13 protein-coding genes are annotated in these 16,268 nt (G+C 65.0%); 5 read left to right on the top strand and 8 right to left on the bottom strand.

The annotated features are described in order from the left end of the window. Positions 1-292: 292 nt before the first annotated feature. On the top strand, positions 293-898 hold the full coding sequence (locus tag ACY48E_RS03185; RefSeq protein WP_462870890.1) for a glycosyltransferase: 606 nt from the start codon (positions 293-295) through the stop codon (positions 896-898). Between the two features lie 69 nt (positions 899-967). On the opposite strand, the gene ACY48E_RS03190 is transcribed toward ACY48E_RS03185, so the two are convergent. From ACY48E_RS03190 to ACY48E_RS03200, 3 genes are read right to left on the bottom strand one after another with little or no spacing between them, the layout of a single operon-like run. Continuing rightward, the gene (locus tag ACY48E_RS03190; protein ID WP_462870649.1) at positions 968-2,116 is read right to left on the bottom strand and encodes a glycosyltransferase family 4 protein; all 1,149 of its coding nucleotides are present in this window, start codon (positions 2,114-2,116) and stop codon (positions 968-970) included. Beyond that, a complete protein-coding gene (locus tag ACY48E_RS03195; RefSeq protein WP_462870650.1) occupies positions 2,113-2,685 on the bottom strand; it encodes an acyltransferase in 573 nt (190 codons plus the stop codon). The genes ACY48E_RS03190 and ACY48E_RS03195 overlap by 4 nt, the downstream gene beginning before the upstream one ends. Beyond that, positions 2,678-3,463: a WecB/TagA/CpsF family glycosyltransferase gene (locus ACY48E_RS03200; RefSeq protein WP_462870651.1), complete on the bottom strand. Its 786-nt coding sequence runs from the start codon at positions 3,461-3,463 to the stop codon at positions 2,678-2,680. The genes ACY48E_RS03195 and ACY48E_RS03200 overlap by 8 nt, the downstream gene beginning before the upstream one ends. Positions 3,464-3,715: 252 nt before the next feature. Here ACY48E_RS03200 and ACY48E_RS03205 point away from each other — a divergent pair, with 252 nt between their 5' ends. Continuing rightward, positions 3,716-4,672, top strand: a complete 957-nt coding sequence (locus tag ACY48E_RS03205; protein WP_462870652.1) for a GDP-L-fucose synthase family protein — start codon at positions 3,716-3,718, stop codon at positions 4,670-4,672. Positions 4,673-4,772: 100 nt separating this feature from the next. Here ACY48E_RS03205 and ACY48E_RS03210 read toward each other — a convergent pair whose 3' ends face one another. Next, entirely contained in the window at positions 4,773-6,257 is a 1,485-nt protein-coding gene (locus ACY48E_RS03210; protein WP_462870653.1) for a pentapeptide repeat-containing protein, read from the bottom strand. Between the two features lie 290 nt (positions 6,258-6,547). Between ACY48E_RS03210 and ACY48E_RS03215 the strand changes: the two genes are divergently transcribed. Beyond that, on the top strand, positions 6,548-8,635 hold the full coding sequence (locus ACY48E_RS03215; RefSeq protein ID WP_462870654.1) for an acyltransferase family protein: 2,088 nt from the start codon (positions 6,548-6,550) through the stop codon (positions 8,633-8,635). 165 nt (positions 8,636-8,800) lie between these two features. On the opposite strand, the gene ACY48E_RS03220 is transcribed toward ACY48E_RS03215, so the two are convergent. The 3 genes from ACY48E_RS03220 to ACY48E_RS03230 all read right to left on the bottom strand — a co-directional run bounded on the left by ACY48E_RS03220 (position 8,801) and on the right by ACY48E_RS03230 (position 11,700). Beyond that, positions 8,801-9,361, bottom strand: a complete 561-nt coding sequence (locus tag ACY48E_RS03220) for a DUF732 domain-containing protein (protein ID WP_462870655.1) — start codon at positions 9,359-9,361, stop codon at positions 8,801-8,803. Positions 9,362-9,464: 103 nt separating this feature from the next. Next, entirely contained in the window at positions 9,465-10,430 is a 966-nt protein-coding gene (locus ACY48E_RS03225) for a hypothetical protein (RefSeq protein ID WP_462870656.1), read from the bottom strand. 169 nt (positions 10,431-10,599) lie between these two features. Further along, positions 10,600-11,700 (bottom strand): GGDEF domain-containing protein, encoded by a 1,101-nt coding sequence (locus tag ACY48E_RS03230; protein WP_462870657.1) that lies wholly within the window; start codon positions 11,698-11,700, stop codon positions 10,600-10,602. 165 nt (positions 11,701-11,865) lie between these two features. On the opposite strand from ACY48E_RS03230, the gene rfbA reads away from it, so the two are divergent. Next, complete coding sequence (gene rfbA, locus ACY48E_RS03235; RefSeq protein WP_462870658.1) at positions 11,866-12,750, top strand: glucose-1-phosphate thymidylyltransferase RfbA; 885 nt, start codon at positions 11,866-11,868, stop codon at positions 12,748-12,750. Positions 12,751-12,869: 119 nt separating this feature from the next. After that, the gene (locus ACY48E_RS03240; protein WP_462870659.1) at positions 12,870-14,345 is read left to right on the top strand and encodes a tyrosine-protein kinase domain-containing protein; all 1,476 of its coding nucleotides are present in this window, start codon (positions 12,870-12,872) and stop codon (positions 14,343-14,345) included. 4 nt (positions 14,346-14,349) lie between these two features. Here ACY48E_RS03240 and ACY48E_RS03245 read toward each other — a convergent pair whose 3' ends face one another. Then, the gene (locus tag ACY48E_RS03245; RefSeq protein ID WP_462870660.1) at positions 14,350-16,125 is read right to left on the bottom strand and encodes a DUF4012 domain-containing protein; all 1,776 of its coding nucleotides are present in this window, start codon (positions 16,123-16,125) and stop codon (positions 14,350-14,352) included. Positions 16,126-16,268 lie beyond the last annotated feature (143 nt).

Consider the following 16,268-nt stretch of genomic DNA (forward strand, 5'->3'; position numbering starts at 1 on the left):
GAGTTACATGCTCTGGGTTCCTCGCGCGAGGTGGATGGCCCGCAGGATCGTTCGGAATTATCACATTGATGTTGCACATCAATGCACGTTCGCTTCGGCAACGCTGCCAAGTGTTGTCAGCGGGCTCGGGGCGCGAACGCTTTGGGGTCCGTTAGCTGTCGCGCAGGGTCCCATCGTCGGTAGGGGCGGTCAGGTTCGTTGGACGGAGCGTTTCCTGGCAAAGATACCCGTGTTTCTGGCGCGCATAAACGTTCGCCATATTGGGTTGTGTATCGCACAAAACACGCGCTCGATGGAATTCTTCGGCTCACACGCCTCGGATGCCGTACTGGAGCCGAACATTGTGGTCGAACCAGTCGCGGAGGTACGTCGCGGAGACAACAGCCTCGTATTTGCGGGAAATCTGATCGAGCGTAAGCGTCCCTGGATTTGTGTGGAGGCGCTCAAATATGAATGCTTGCGTGAGTACAGGCTCCTGATGATAGGCGATGGTCCATTGCTTGCCTCCCTTCAAGCTAGGGTGCGCGAGCTAGGACTCGAGGAGCGAGTTGACTTTGTCGGGCGGAAGTCGCGCGCGGAGACGCTTGAGCTTCTGGCTTCTGCATCGGTCCTTCTGCTCCCATCGAGTAGGGAGGGCGCCCCTTGGGTGGTTGGCGAGGCTGCCGCTTGTGGCGTGCCGTCGGTTGTCAGCTCGGTTTCGAACGCGGGAGACGTCGTGAAGTTATCGAGTGGCGCTGGAAGTGTCGTTGTGGAGAATGAACTCCGCGAAGGTGAGTTGGCCCACGCATTCGCGGTCGCGGCGGCTCGACTTGGCGGGGACCACAGAAGAGCAGCCTGCACGCGTTGGTCTGCTTCTCGCCTTCCCATCCTGTTGGATAGGTGGTACGCGCAGCCGTGATGGTGCTGGTTGGGTGAAGGCCCGCATGTGACTGGCGGCTGGCTAAGAATTACGACCGGTGTTTGGTGTTCAATTGGGTGCTTGGCCACTCAATCCTGTTGCACCTAGGACCCCATTTGTAAAGTTGCTTGCCATTGCTTCGATCGAATATGTCGGGGCCTCCGCTCGGCACGCCGTCTGCATGTCCGCTAGCGCAGCTTCGTTGCGTAATGCGTCCACAATTGATTCTGCGTAGCTGGAAACAGTGTTCCGAGACACGCTACAAGTTCTGCCGTCTCGGAGGTATTCGAACTCGGGGGCGTGTAGTGGCCAGTCTACGGTGAAGATCGGTCGGCCAGCGACCAGACTGTCCACTGCTACTAGGCCAACCCGTCCAGGGATCATGAGCAGGGATGCTGTCGCCATGGCGAGGGCCTTTTGGTGGCCAAATTGAGGGCCGAGAAACTTTATCCAGTTGTCGTCTTTGCACTCGGTTCGAATGCGCTCTAGGTCGGTTCCTGATCCAACCACCAGGAGATCAAAGTTCGGAACCGAGTCACGGACGTGACGGGCACTCTCGATCAGGAAAGTTGTCCGCTTTGATTTGTCTACGCCACCTAGATAGAGCGCGGTTGGTCCGTTAAGGTTATGCCGGGTGCGAAACTGCTGGACATCCGAGTCGGTGATGGCGGCCAGTGATGCGTTAAGTTCTGAAGTATCGATCGAGTTTCGCACAACTGTTGTTTCCGACGCCGGATATCCGCTGTCGATCATGTGTTTCGTGCCCTGTTCGGTGTATCCGAAGAACCAGTGAGACTTTTTTGTCAGCTCAGTCTTGAAGCGCTCCTCTAGGGACGACCGCGACTCTGTGTATGTTCTGCCGTGTCCCCAGTAGGCGAGCTTCTTGTACAGCTTTCGGTGCGCCAGAATCTCGTATGTCTCAAGGTTCCGAACAGCCTGCTCCAAGACGAGCAGATCGTACGGTCCTCGTTCCCGCACCTGAGCGAGCGACTTCCTGCTAACGATACGATCGCCTACCCGGAAGAACCGCGTAGGGAGCTCGGTGGCCACCTTCGATGAGAACGAATCGTTGCGTTGTTCCCACTCCGGCGGGGTCTGCCCGTGGAATACATGCAGTTGAATACCCCTGCCAGCAAGCATTGCTTGCGCCAGCTCGAAAAATCGGGCTCGGTATTGCGGGAACCAAGGATGGATGATGGCGACGCGATGTGCGGTCACTGCGGAGTCCCGTCGGACGTCCTGTGTGCGCTTTGGCGGCGGAGGCCTTTCAGTGCAAGCGCGGCCCAGTGTGCATCGAACTCCTCGTCGGAGAATCGCTGGGATATCACTCGCGCGGGTACCCCAGCAACAATCGAGTTCGGGGGTACGTCTCGAGTCACAACGGATCCGGCGGCCACCACGCAGCTGTCGCCGATGGTGAGACCCGAGTAGACGACGGCGCCGTAGCCAATCCAGCAGTCGGAGCCGATGCGTACAGGATGTGAGAGTTCCGGATGCTCGGCAACCCATCGAGCGGATCGAACTGGGGTGCCAATCTGGCGGTGGTCGTGGTCGGTCTTTCCGATCACCCCGACCGAGTTGGCGAACAGCGTTTCATCGCCGATCTCACCGTCTACTTCGATGGTGACGTTCTTTCCGATGTAGACGTTGTTCCCGATTTGAAGGTTATTGGGAGCCCAGACGACCGAACCCGGACCGACGTGGAGGCGGTTTCCGTGGCTCACATTTGCACGGACGGCGCGCCATCTCAGGTAGGCGAGCTTGGATGCGTGGTAGAGCTTACGCACCTCGATTGACCCCCAATGCGTGTTCGACCGCGATTCGTATGAAGGTAGCATTGCCGAAGAGGTAACGGCGCCACAGTCGCCGTGGCTCAGTGACCAGTCGAAATACCCACTCCAGTCCGCCCTTTTGCATCCACATGGGCGCCTCCGGAGCGGTACCCGCCAGGAAGTCGAACGCTGCTCCGACTCCGATGCAGGGGCGCTCGACAAGAGGCGCGAGGCGTGCTGTTGCAAAATCTTGCTTGGGCGATCCTAATGCCACCCACACGATGTGCGGCTGGGTGTCCAAGATTTCTTTCGCGGCAGTCCGAATGAACTGATCGTCCACTGGGCCAAATGGTGGGGCTTGTGCGCCCACGATTTGCAACTGTGGATAGCGTTTCAATGCCTCGGACTTGAGTGAATCGAGAGTTTCAGTCGTAGTTCCGAGGAAGTAGTGGCGGAGCCCGTGGTCCTGGCCGTCGTTCAATACTCGCAGAAAGAGGGAAGGCCCACGCACTCTACTGGGTTTCAGTTGCCGCTGGCGAGTCGTTCGCATGGACCACACAACCGGCGTTCCATCGGGAAGATTCAAGCCGGGTCCTCTGAGGACTCGCAAATAATCCGGATCATTACTTGCTGCGGCTACGCAATACGCGTTTGCGAGACGGACCGGAAGAGCTTTGGACTGCAGCCCCGCGTGTATCAGGCGTTCTGAAGCAATTGTGATGTTCGATACATCGAAGGGAACTGGGCCGACGTGAATTCGGTCCACCTCCGACTGACGGGCTTGATTCAGCATTGGACTCCCCGAGGGCAAGAGAACTAGGGTTTGGATTCGCGCCTGGAGTTGAAGATGGTCGCGGTTTGGGTAAGAGTATCCGCAGTTACGTTGGGCTGCCACTCGGCTGGATAGATGACAGGATTGTTACATCAAATCATCCCAGCCTCGCAGTTCCTGAACTGCACTGAGTGCAGCACGGCGTTCCATACAAAAGTGGTCTCTATCGTTGCTAACTAATGTCCGTCGGAAGTGAGGCTTGCTGTGGCCCAAGTGGAGTTCAAGAGTCTGAACCGCAGTGCGCGCGTCTACATCGCCGGCCACCGTGGCCTCGTGGGCTCCGCCCTGTGGCGGCACTTCGAGTTCGAAGGTTTCGAGAACCTGATCGGCCGTACGTCGAGCGAGCTGGACCTGCGTAACCGGCAGGTCGTCTTCGACTTCTTCGCCGAGACCAAGCCGGAGGTCGTGGTGTTGGCGGCGGCGAAGGTAGGAGGGATCCTTGCCAACAGCACGTACCCGGTCGACTTCATCTCCGACAACCTCCAGGTGCAGGTCAACGTCCTGGACGCGGCTTTGGCGCACGGGGTCGAGCGGCTGCTGTTCCTCGGTTCGTCGTGCATCTACCCGAAGCTTGCCGAGCAGCCGATCCAGGAGGATTCACTCCTTACCGGGCTGCTCGAGCCGACCAACGATGCGTACGCCATCGCCAAGATCGCCGGCATCCTCCAGGTGCAGGCTGTTCGTCGGCAGTACGGCCTGCCGTGGATCTCGGCGATGCCCACCAACCTCTATGGGCCGGGCGACAACTTCTCCCCGTCGGGTTCGCACGTGCTGCCGGCGTTGATCCGCCGCTACGACGAAGCTCGGATGACCGGCGCGCCGGTGGTGACCAACTGGGGCAGCGGATCACCTCGTCGAGAATTCCTCTATGTGGATGACATGGCGTCGGCATGTTTGCATCTGCTGGAGAACTTCGATGGGCCCCAACAGGTGAACGTCGGCACGGGCGAGGACCACACGATCCGGGAGATCGCGGAGATGGTGGCCGAGGTCGTCGGTTTCGAAGGCGAGATGGAATGGGACACCTCCAAGCCCGACGGGACACCCCGCAAGCTGCTGGACGTGTCGACCCTGCGGGGGAGTGGGTGGGCCCCCAAGGTGGGCATGTACGAGGGCCTTGCACGCACCGTCGAGTGGTTCAGAGCCAACCGCGATTCCATTCGGGAGTAACCCCGCACTGGTGGTGCCAATTCCGCACGGTCTGTATCTCGCAGATTCCCAGTAACTCAGGGTCCTCGATTGCTGCCTGTCTGCAGGCCGACGCACGTGATCACTCGGGGGTTACGACGGTGGGTGGCCAGTCAGCGGGGAACACGGTGTCGGGTTTCGGTGCGATGACGGCATATGGGACGTGTGGGGCCCAGTCGAAATAGACGTTAATCCACGAGGCCGGGTTGCGGAACGATGTCCGCGCGCTGCGGAACTGCGCACGCCCGAACGTCGTCGCCTCTCCGTGGAACTGCGCACGGTCGAACGTCGTCCGCTCTCCGTGGAACTGCGCACGGTCGAACCACGTCCGCTCTCCGTGGAACTGCGCACCGTCGAACGACGTCGTTTCTCCGTGGAACTGCGCACCGTCGAACGACGTCTTCTCTCCGTGGAACTGCGCATGGTGGAACGACGTCGCCTTTCCGTGGAACTGCGCATCGTCGAACCACATCGCCTTTCCGTGGAACTGCGCATCGACGAACGACGTCCCCTTTCCGTGGAACTGCGCACGGCCGAACGACGTCCACTCTCCGTGGAACTGCGCACCGTCGAACGACGTCCGCTCTGCGTGGAACTGCGCATCGTGGAACGACGTCCACTCTGCGTGGAACTGCGCACCGTCGAATGACGTCCACTCTCCGTGGAACTGCGCACCATGGAACGACGTCCACTCTGCGTGGAACCGCGCACCGTCGAACGACGTCATCTCTCCGTGGAACCGCGCACCGATGAACGACGTTGACTCACCGTGGAACTCTGCCCCGCTGAACGACGCGCTTCGTCTGAAGAGGCTTCCAGCGAAGTCTGCGTCGTAGAAGTACGCGCGGCTCAGGTCGTAGTCGAACGCGGTCCAGTCGTGGTGATGGTTGGGGCGGGTGTGGGTGGCAATGGTACGGGTGATGGCCTGCCGGACATGGAGGTCGTCGCGAGGATGGGTATAGGTGCGCTGAACAGTCGTAGCGGCGTCGGATGTGGCCACGGTCTGGCGTAGGTGTGGGTGTTCGGTGGGCGGAGTGTACGGGCGGGTGAGATATCCGCAGTAGTAGTTGATGCAGGTCTGGGCTTCGTGGTGAGCCTCCCGGTCGATCCAGTCGTCGGTCAGGGCTTCGAGGGCGTACACAGCGGCGAGCCTGATCTCGGGTGAGGGGTCAGCGAACTGTATGGCAATGGTGACGAATCGTGCGCGGAGTTCCTGAGTGACGGCAAGTTCATGGGCGCGCTTGGCGGTGTTCTCGTCGAGGGCGTTCTTGTCGGCGGCTATGCGTTCGGCGCTTCGGCGGCTCAAATGCGTGCCCGTATATGCAATGGCTGCCGCGAGGCCGACGAACATTCCGCCGATGACGGTGCCGTGTGCGGGGTCAAGGTGCTGGTCCAGGAACCAGGTCCAAGCGTAAGGGAGGGTGAGAGCGATGCCGATGACGGTGCTCGACGCGGCAACGACGATGCTGATGAGCTTCCAGTTTCGGCGAACGTATGGACGCCACGGTGCAGGAATGAAAGCGGCGTCGTCGGATGCGTCGTGGTCGGGTCGGCTGTCGGGTTGCACGGCTCATTGTGGCTGCTGGGCGGCCCGGGCGTGTGGCGATCTGTTTTGCATGTGCAGTGCGCCGACGTGGTGGGTGTCGATGGTTCGCGAGGCGTCAGAGCACGGAAGTGCGCATCCTGCATCCTCGAGTGCAGCGAAACCAGGTGGACGACAATGCGCGGAGAATGACAATTGCAGCGCCGAAATGTAGGCCGGTAACGAACCAATCGCTCTCTCCGATTCTCAATATCGGGCAACACGTATGTTTCCCTCCGCGCCTGAAACCGCAGCTCAGACACTATGCTCACCCCGTGGCCACCACCGAACCGCACGTCGATCATCCGACCGACAATGGTGCGTTCACAGCGCTCGTCGGAGCATTTCCGCAGCGTCGACGGGTGGGATTCCGGACCGATATCCACGGTCTGCGGGCAATTGCCCTCATCCTGATTCTGCTGTGCAGCGCCCGCGTTCCAGGGGCATCTGGGGGATTTGTCGGATTCGACGTCGTGTTCGTCATCGCCGGATATCTCGTCACCGGAAACCTGATCACCTCGCGGATGGGTGTCACGGAGTTCCTCGCGCACCGCGCGCGGCGGGTTCTGCCCTCCGCCCTGGTGGTCACGCTCCTGACGGTTGTGGCCGCGGCGATACTGCTCCCGCCGCTGCTCGTTCCCGCCGTCGGCCGCGACGCCCTCGCCGCCGCCCTGAACGTGACGAACCTCTGGTCCGGCTGGAACGGCACCGCCGGCGCGCAGCCGGTGTCGGTGTTCGCGCACTTCTGGTCGATCTCCCTGGCCGCGCAGTTCGCCGTCGGGTGCGCGGCCGTCCTGCTCCTCAGCCGCTGGTTCCGCTCCTGGTTGCACCTGGTGGTCGGCGTGGCGGTCGGCACCGTCGCGTCGTTGATCCTCTATCTCGCGCTCATGCCCGTCGACAGCAGCTGGGCGTACCTGCTGCTGCCCACACGGGCGTGGGAGTTCGGCGCCGGGGCACTGCTGTTCCTGCTCGCAGCTCCACGCCGATATGCCCGGACGAGCGAGCAAGGGCGCGCGTTCGTCGGGTGGCTCGGCGTGGTGGGCCTGGTGACGGCGTTCTCCCTCTACGGCGTCGACACGTCCGTGCCGGGCGCCCTCGCCGTGCTCCCGGTGCTGGCCACGCTGGCGATCCTGCACGGCGCGAACGCGGCGGGCGGGCCCATCTCGCTCCTCGCGCTGCGCCCCCTACAGGCCCTGGCCACCATCTCCTACCCCGTCTACCTCTGGCACTGGCCGGTGTTGGCGATCACCGCCCTGCTGCTCGGGCGCACCCTCACCGTGCCCGAGGCGCTGGCGCTGCTGGTGGTCAGCGGTGTGGCGGGGTGGGCCACGCATCGCCTGGTGGAGACCCCGCTCCGCCGCGCCAACTGGCTGATCCCCGGCACCGGCCGCACGGTCGCCACCGCCGCCGGTGCCCTCACGGTGGTGGTGGCGGCATCCCTGGTGGCCACCACGCTGCCCGAGCTCACCACCGACGTCGTCGTCGCCGCGCCCACCGCTCAGTCGATCGCCACCGGCAGCGCCTTCCCGCCGGTGGTCCCGGCCAACATCACCCCCACGCTGGCCGCCGCAGCCGCAGATCTGCCGAGGATCGACGCCGACGGGTGCGGGTCGACGCGCACCAGCGGGTCGTGCCGATTCGGTGCGGTCGGGTCGTCTCGCACCATGGTGCTGTTCGGTGATTCGCGGGCAGAACAGTGGTTCTCACCGATCGCGCAGTGGGCCACCGACCGCGGACTGGCATTGGTGGTGATCACCGACTCGGGCTGCCCACCAGCGCGCCTGGCGATGAGGCAGCAGGATCGGGTCCCCTTCCCGCAGGGCGTCCGCCGACCAGCCACCGACTGCGCACAGATCCGAGAGCAGGCCCTGCGCACCATCGCCGCCCTGAACCCCACGATGGTGGTGCTCGCCGGCCAGGGCAGTGGATACCGGGACACGTGGGTCGGGTCGCGCAGCACGGACGACTACGACGCGGCATACGCTGACGGGCTCGTCGACACCATCCGCCGCCTGCCCACCACCGCCACCACCGTCGTTATGGGGGAGACCCCGACCTGGACCAGCGACCCGGCGGTGTGCCTGTCGGCTCACCTCACCGACACGGCCGCCTGCGCCGATACGCTGGCCGACGTCGTCGACCCGGGTAGCAGCCGGGCCCAGCAGGTGGCAGTGGCCGGAACCGCCGCCACCTACGTCGACCCGGCGCCCTGGCTCTGTACTCAGATGTGCGACCCGATCGCGGGTAACCAACTGCTCTACCGCGACCGCTTTCACCTCGGGGACGGTTCCGCCAAACTGCTGGCGCCGCAGATCGCCGCGGCGCTGGACAGGGCCGCTGCTACGCCAGGAGCGCGACGATGAGCGCGGGTCAGCACCCCGATCGCCCCGGGTACCCTGGAACTGTGGGACTTCTCCGGTGGCTTCTGGCGGCTCTGAGCCTCACCGGGCCGCGCGGCAGCAAGCCTCCGCCGCACGGCGAGTGCACGTGCGCGGCCTGCTGCTGGACTCGCTAGCGACCGCTCCCGATCAGGGCAACAGCGCGGACTGGCCTGCGCAGTAGGTGGCCACGCCGATGTAGATCAGCCCTTCCGCGTCCTTCTCCGTCAGGCCGTTCTGCGCCGCGGTTCGGCGCGTCTGAGCGATCAGTTCCGGGCCGCCGAGACCATCGGCCAGCTGCGAGCACGCACCCTTGGCGAGAGCGATGTACGAGGCGATCTTCGCCGGAGCGGTGTCGTACCCCGAGACCGTGAGCAACGACGTGAACGCCTCGTCGTCCCCGGTGCCCGACGCGACCATGGTGTCGGCGGGGGTCGGTGCCGGTGCCGGTGCGGCCGCGGGCGGTGGGGGAGCGGACGTGGTGGTCTGGATGGTCGGGCGCAGCGAGCCGGGCTTGGGGGCCGTGGACGCCGCCGGGGCGGACGCGGTGTTGCGAGGCGCCGCGGCCGCGATGATGTCCTGCCGCCGATCCACCATCAGCACCGTCAGCCCGGCGCCGAGGGCGAGCACCGCCAGCCCGGCCAGAATGCGCAGAACCACTGCCTTGCGCACGCGAAAGCGACGGCGCTTGACGGAATGGCGGGAGGCCATGCTCTCCTCGTTTCGGGCGTAGGGCTCATGAAGGTCGCACCATGTATCCCCGAACCAGGCGCCGCTGTTACGGCGAACGCCTCACCGCCATTGTGACAAATGGTCAGTCTGCGCGGTACGAGAATGCGCGAGCGCCATCGGGCAGATCCCAGAACTGATCGTCGCGCAGGCCGCTCTCGACATTGCGCACCACCCGATCGAGTACCGAGAGCACCTCGGGCTCGGTCAGATCCGATCGCACGGCCAGGCCCACCCAGTCGCGGTCCTGGATCAGCAGCGCGTGCACCACACCGGTCAGCGCGGGGTGAGCGGCCTGGAACGGCCGCATCAGGCCCGGCTCGAGGAAGTACTGGTGATCGGCGCCCTTGACGGTGGCCACGCCGTAGGCGAGCAGCAGATCGCGCAGCTCGTCGGCGTTGCGGCCCGCGGCCAGCGAGCGATCGGAGACCACCCCGGTGAACACGCCGGTGCGCTTCATCTCCATGATCAGCAGCGCCTCCTCGGCCGGATCGAGCAGCCCGAGATCGGCGCGCGTTGCCTTGACCAGCATCGACAGCAGAGTGGTGGAGTACTCACGCTCGGCCTGCGCCCGTTCGAATGCCACCATCGGGATGCCGTTGGCTCCGGGCACCGGCACCATCACCGACGTCTGCACCTGGAACAGGGCGGCGATGACCGGGCGGGCGCGGTGGCGGGCCACCAGCTGCGTACGCAGGGCCACGGTGACCAGCTCGCTCATCGCGTGGTTGATGCGGGCGTACACCTCGTGGGCGTTGGGCTCGGCCGTGTGCAGCATGGTCGGCTCCACGTAGTCGACGTACGTGCGGTGGAACTCGTGCAGCGAGACCAGCAGCTCCTGGTAGCGCTCGGTGACCTGGTCCCGGTCACGCGACTCGTCGAGCATCGACTGTTCGCGGGCCGGGCCGTCGCCACCACCGGTGTAGAGGGCCAGGGCGCGGCTGCGCTCGCCCTCCGTTCTCGAGCCGGCACGCGCGGAGTTGAACGCAGCGAACAGACCGCCGGCCGCAGCGACGGCGGCGAGCACCAAGGTCCAGATCTGTATGGTCACAGACAACAGGGTGCACGATGCGAGCCCCCGGGGGTAGCTATTGTTTGACAATTGCGACCATTAGCACCATTGCGGTTCGCGGCGTAACGCGGGTCCGTCGGCGAGCGATTGACAGCGCCCTGACCGCGAGGTTTGCCGACCCCGAATCCTCAGAGCCGAACCCGGACCCTCAAAGCGTGGTGGCGGCGTCCTCGTTGTCGCGATGAATGGCGACGCGATCACGCCCGGCGGCCTTGGCGGCATACATTGCCATATCCGAGGTGTGCATGCCGTGCGTGACCAGAGCGTTGGTGGGCGAGAGCGGGTTGGACTGCACCACCGAGACGCCGATGCTCACCGTCACCGGCACGGCGTCGCCGCTGTTGGAGAGCAGCGACTTGACCGCCTCGGCCTCGCGGGTGAGGTCCTCGATGCTTCCCGGCATCACCACCACGAACTCCTCGCCGCCCCGGCGGGCGATCACCGCGCGCGAACCGAAGTGCGATCGCAGCCGGCGCGCGGCGAGCACCAGCACCGTATCTCCCACCACGTGCCCGTGCACGTCGTTGACGGCCTTGAAGTCGTCTACATCGATGAGCATGAAACCCAGTGTGCCCCGGTTCGTCTCGGCCATCTCACCGGCGAAGACGTGCAGCCCTCGCAGGTTCAGGACGTCGGTGAGCGGGTCGGTCTGGGCCCGGTTCATCTGCCGGGTGAGCATGTCCTCATATGCGCGGGAGGTGATGCTGGTGACCCACACCGTGCCGTTGACGGCGATCAGCACCACCAGCGCTCGGAAGAGCACGGCAGGGGTGTCGTAGCGGTCCTGGCCCAGCGCGAGCGCAGTCAGGACCACGATGACGCCGGTGGTGAAGGCCATGTGCACCAGAACCATCCACGGCAGGCCGAAGTACGCCAGATATGTGCTCACCAGCGCCAGCAACGCGCAGCCGATGAGCGCCGCGGTGTGATCGGAGAAGGTGAACACCACCGTCGCCACGCCGATGTCCGCGTACAGCGCGAACAGGAAGGTGCCGCGCAGGTTGTGATTGGGCGCGTACGCCCACGAGAACCCCTCCACGGTCCGGGCCACCAGGAGCCCCGCCGGAATGGTGGTCAGCAGTGTCGCGAAGGCGATGATGCGTGGCCACCCCGGCCCCGGGCCCTCCGAGGAGAGGATGCCGGGCAGGGCGACGAGTGCGAAACCGGGGACGAGCATCGCGATCACGTAGCGGATGCGCGTGTCGATGCGAGTGAGGCCGCGGCGAAGGCCGGGATCGTTGCCGAACACTCCGCACACCTCCTCGATGCCGCACGGCCCCTTCAGACTGTGAAGGCTACCAATGAACGCCCGCCGACTCGTCGGGTAGGGCGATACCGGCACTACCATGAGGCCGACCAGGTCCCCGCGCGTATCGGCGCGCGGTGGGAGCAGTGGACACGGGGGATGCACACCATGCGCGGAATCATTCTTGCCGGCGGGTCCGGGACCAGGCTGCACCCCATCACGCTCGGTGTATCCAAACAACTGGTGCCGGTCTACGACAAGCCGATGATCTACTACCCGCTCTCCACGCTGATCCTCGCCGGGATCACCGACGTCCTGGTGATCACCACCCCGCACGATGGTCCGCAGTTCCACCGACTTCTCGGTGACGGGTCACAGTTCGGCATCTCGATCACCTACGCCGTGCAGGAGGTGCCCAACGGTCTCGCGCAGGCCTTCGTGCTCGGTGCGGATTTCATCGGCACCGACGATGTGGCGCTGATTCTCGGTGACAATTTGTTCTACGGCCCCACCATGGGTACTCAGTTGTCACGATTCGCCGGTTTGAACGGTGGGTCGATATTCGCCTATCAGGTTGCCGATCCCACCGCATACGGCGTGGTGGAGTTCGACGGATCCGGGGTCGCGATCTCCCTCGAGGAGAAGCCGAAGGTTCCGCGGAGTCCGTTCGCAGTGCCCGGAATGTATTTCTACGACAACGACGTGGTTGCCATCGCTCGCGATCTCGAGCCGTCCGACCGCGGTGAGTACGAGATCACCGACGTCAACCGCGCCTACCTGGAGCAGGGCAGCCTGCGGGTGGACGTGCTGCCGCGCGGCACCGCCTGGCTCGACACCGGAACCTTCGACTCCCTGCTCGAGGCCTCGCAGTTCGTCCGCACCATCGAACACCGTCAGGGATTGAAGGTGGGGTGCCCGGAGGAGGCGGCCTGGCGGGTGGGCGCCATCGACGATGCGCAGCTGCGCGAACGCGCCGAGAAACTCGCCAAATCCGGCTACGGCGATTACCTGCTCGGCCTCTTGGAAAGGCACGAATTACCTCGGGGAAAGTAATGACCTTCGACATCCATTCGATCCGCCGATGTGCCGTACGGCTCGGTCCGGTTTAGTCTGACCCCGAAACCGGCCGCTCGTTCGTCGGTCCGGTCCGTGGCAAGCAGGGGGAATCGACAGTGGACATCTCGGATTACATCAAGGTCCTACGTGCACGGTGGATCATCATCGTGATCACCACCGTCGTGGCCACCGCCGCTGCCCTCGCCTACTCGCTGATCGCGACGCCGCAGTACTCGTCCACGGTCAAGCTGTACGTCTCCACCACCGGCACGGCCAGTTCCTCGGTGACCGACGCCTACCAGGGCAACCTCGCCTCGCAGCAGCGCGTCGCCTCCTACACCCAGCTGCTCTCCGGCGAATCCGTCGCGCAGAACACCATCAACCGGCTGGGTCTGAAGCTGACACCGGCCGAGTTGGCCGCCAAGGTCAAGGCGACCTCGAGCCCGGACACCGTGCTGATCAACGTCTCCGTCACCGACGCCGACGCCACCCGCGCCCGCGATATCGCCAACGCCATCGGGGACACCTTCGTGGTGTTCGTCCAGCAGCTCGAGACACCGCCCAGCGGCGGGGCCGCCATCGCCAAGGTGAGCGTGGTCGAGCCGGCGCAGGTCAACTCCACGCCGGTCTCGCCCAACACCAAGCGCAACGTCGCCCTCGGATTCGCCGTCGGCCTGCTGCTCGGTATCGCCCTGGCGGTGCTGCGTGATCGTCTCGACAACACCGTCAAGGAACGCGCGGACCTCGCACGCTTGGCCGGTGCCCCGGTGGTGGGTGTGGTGCCGCTCGACACCAAGCTCGCCGAGAACGCCACCATCTCCTTCGCCACCGACTCCACCTCCAGCGCCGAGGCGTTCCGCGAACTGCGCACCAACCTGCAGTTCCTCGAGGTGGACAAGCCGCCGCGCGTCATCGTGGTCACCTCCGCCATTCCCGCCGAGGGCAAGACCACCACCGCGATCAACACCGCCCTGGTGCTGGCCGAGGCCGGGCACCGCGTGGTGCTGGTCGAGGGCGACCTGCGCCGCCCGCGTGTGGGCAAGTACCTCCGGATGGTCGGCGCGGCCGGGCTGTCCAACGTGCTCGCCGCCCAGGCCGACGTCGGCGATGTTCTCCAGCCCACCGCCTTCGTGGGCCTCGAGGTGCTCGCCTCGGGTCCGCTGCCGCCCAACCCGTCCGAGCTGCTCGGCTCCGAGGCCGCCCGCAGCACCCTGGCCGAGCTGGCAGGGATGTTCGACTACGTGATCGTGGACGCGCCGCCGCTGCTGCCGGTCACCGATGCCGCCGTGGTGGCCGCGTTCTCCGACGGCGCCATCCTGGTCACGCGTTACGGGCACACCAAGAACGACGAGGTCACCCGCGCCATCGGCAACCTCACCCAGGTGGGTATCCCGGTGATCGGCTCGGTCATGACCATGACCCCGCTCAAGGGCAAGCGTGCCGAGGACTACCGGTACTCCTACGAGACCGACCACACCCTCCCCAAGCAGGGCGACATCATCCCGGCCACCATCAGCGAGCTCGGCGTGGTGCAGGTCTCCGAGACCAACAGCCCCGGCCCCCGCGGCCGCCGCGCCTCGCACGCGAAGTAGCCCGCTACTTGCAGGTGGGCACCTCGACAGTGACCTTCGGGGTGTCCACCAGCGGCTGAACGGGGAAATCCGGTTCGCCCGGCGCCGTTGGTTCGGTGACGGTGTACTGCACCGTCGAGGTCTTGCCCGGCGGAGTGGTCACGTACACCGCGGTCACCGGATGCCCCAGCTCCACACCGGTCTGCACCGTGAACGCGGGCAGGCCGTTGGAGGTGACCTTGGTGATCTTCGACCCCACTGCCGCGTACAGGTAGACGATGGACTCGTTGGTACCGAAGGGCACGTCCGTGCGGAAGGTGCTGGCCACGTACGGGGTCAGACCTGTGGGGTCGACGGCATTGGTGAGGGTGGCCGTCACCGTGGTGGTGCGGGTATCGCCCGAGCAGTCGCCACCGGTGTAGGACAGCTCGCGCCGCAGGTAGTAGTCGAGCTTGTTGCCGCCGGCATTGTTGACGATCACCGACGCGAACGGCCCCTGCTCCTGCGGCAGCGCACTGCCGATGCGAGTGTCGGCGATGGTCTTCTGCTCGTCGGGGTTCGCACTCCACACCGCCAGCCGACCCTCACCGGCCGCGCGGCCCAACGCGTCGGCCAGGCCCTGAGGGTTGGACCCGGCCGCCGAGGTCACCTTGGCCACCACCGCGGCGGCGATGTCCTGCAGATACTGCTTGCGCGCCGTCTGGTCGTCGCCGAAGCGGGCGTACGCGGTCGACAGGGTGGTCTGCACCACGTTGTCGGCGGAGATCGACTCCCCGTCGGCCAAGGTCACCGGGCCGGTGGCGCCCAGGATGTAGCTCAACGCGATCGGGTCGGTGGCAATGGTGCCGTCGAGGCGCTGACCGCTGCGCTGCTGCCACATCGACGCCCAGATCTGCCCCGCGTAGGGGAAGTTGGGGCTGGCGTTGGAGTTGCGGAAGTCGGTGGTGGTGTTGCGCGGGCCCCACAGCGCGGCGTACTGGGCCCCGAGGTCGATCGGGGTGGCGGTGACGGGCAGCTCGGTGTTCGGGCCCAACTTCTGCACGGTCACCGCACCGTTGTCGGCGTTCATGATGCCGAATCCGCCCAGAAGTCCACCCGTCCCGCGCGCTTCGGCATTGGTCTGGAACGCCAGGAAGTAGTTTCGCGGTCCATCTCCGCCGAGCATCGCGGGCAGAAGTCGACTGGCGATGGCGGTATTGGTGAGAAGTCCCGAGAGGTCTCTCGTCTGTGTCTGCAATTGTTCGCGCGCATCATTGATCCGGCTCACGAAAGGTGACTCGGGAACTGCCCCCGCATCGTCGGCGAGAGTTCGTGCCGCGGCCGACGCTTTCTCGAGGATCGGTTGCGCCGTGCGCAGCGGCGCGAGGTCCACCCGACCCGCACCGGCGACGAGCGACTTCGGGGAGATACCGGAGCCGGCATCGGCCACGGGCACCAGGACGGTGTCCGCCAGACCCTTGACCACCGTGGTCAGATCGGCAACGGTGTCCAGCGGATCACCAAGATAGGGAACGGCTTTGGCGACGGAGAACGGGATCGACGTGGTGTCGTCCCGGGCCTGTGCGGCCGACGCCGCGGCGCGGGCGGCGGCCTCGCGAGCGGCGTCCACATTGCCCTCGAGCAGCGCGGTCTTGGCCTGCTGGGCGGCGTCGCGCGTGGCGGTCAGTGAATTCTGGGCCGAGTTCGCGGTATAGGCCAGCCAGGCTCCGAACGCGATAAGTGCGACGAGAATCACCCCCAGTCCGATGAGAATCGGTTTGGTGCGCGTGCGTCGCGGCGATGAAACTGTCTCGGCCGTCATCTGCGGTAATCCCCCCGACATGTGACATCCACTGAATTGCGGTATTCGCAACGGTCCGAGTGGAGACGGGCCCCGTTGCCCATTAGCGTAAGGGCACTAGACCGAATGCTCCTGCGTTGTGCAAGCCCAGCGACCCGCACGGC

It is taken from the genome of Rhodococcus sp. AZ1 (assembly GCF_054979605.1).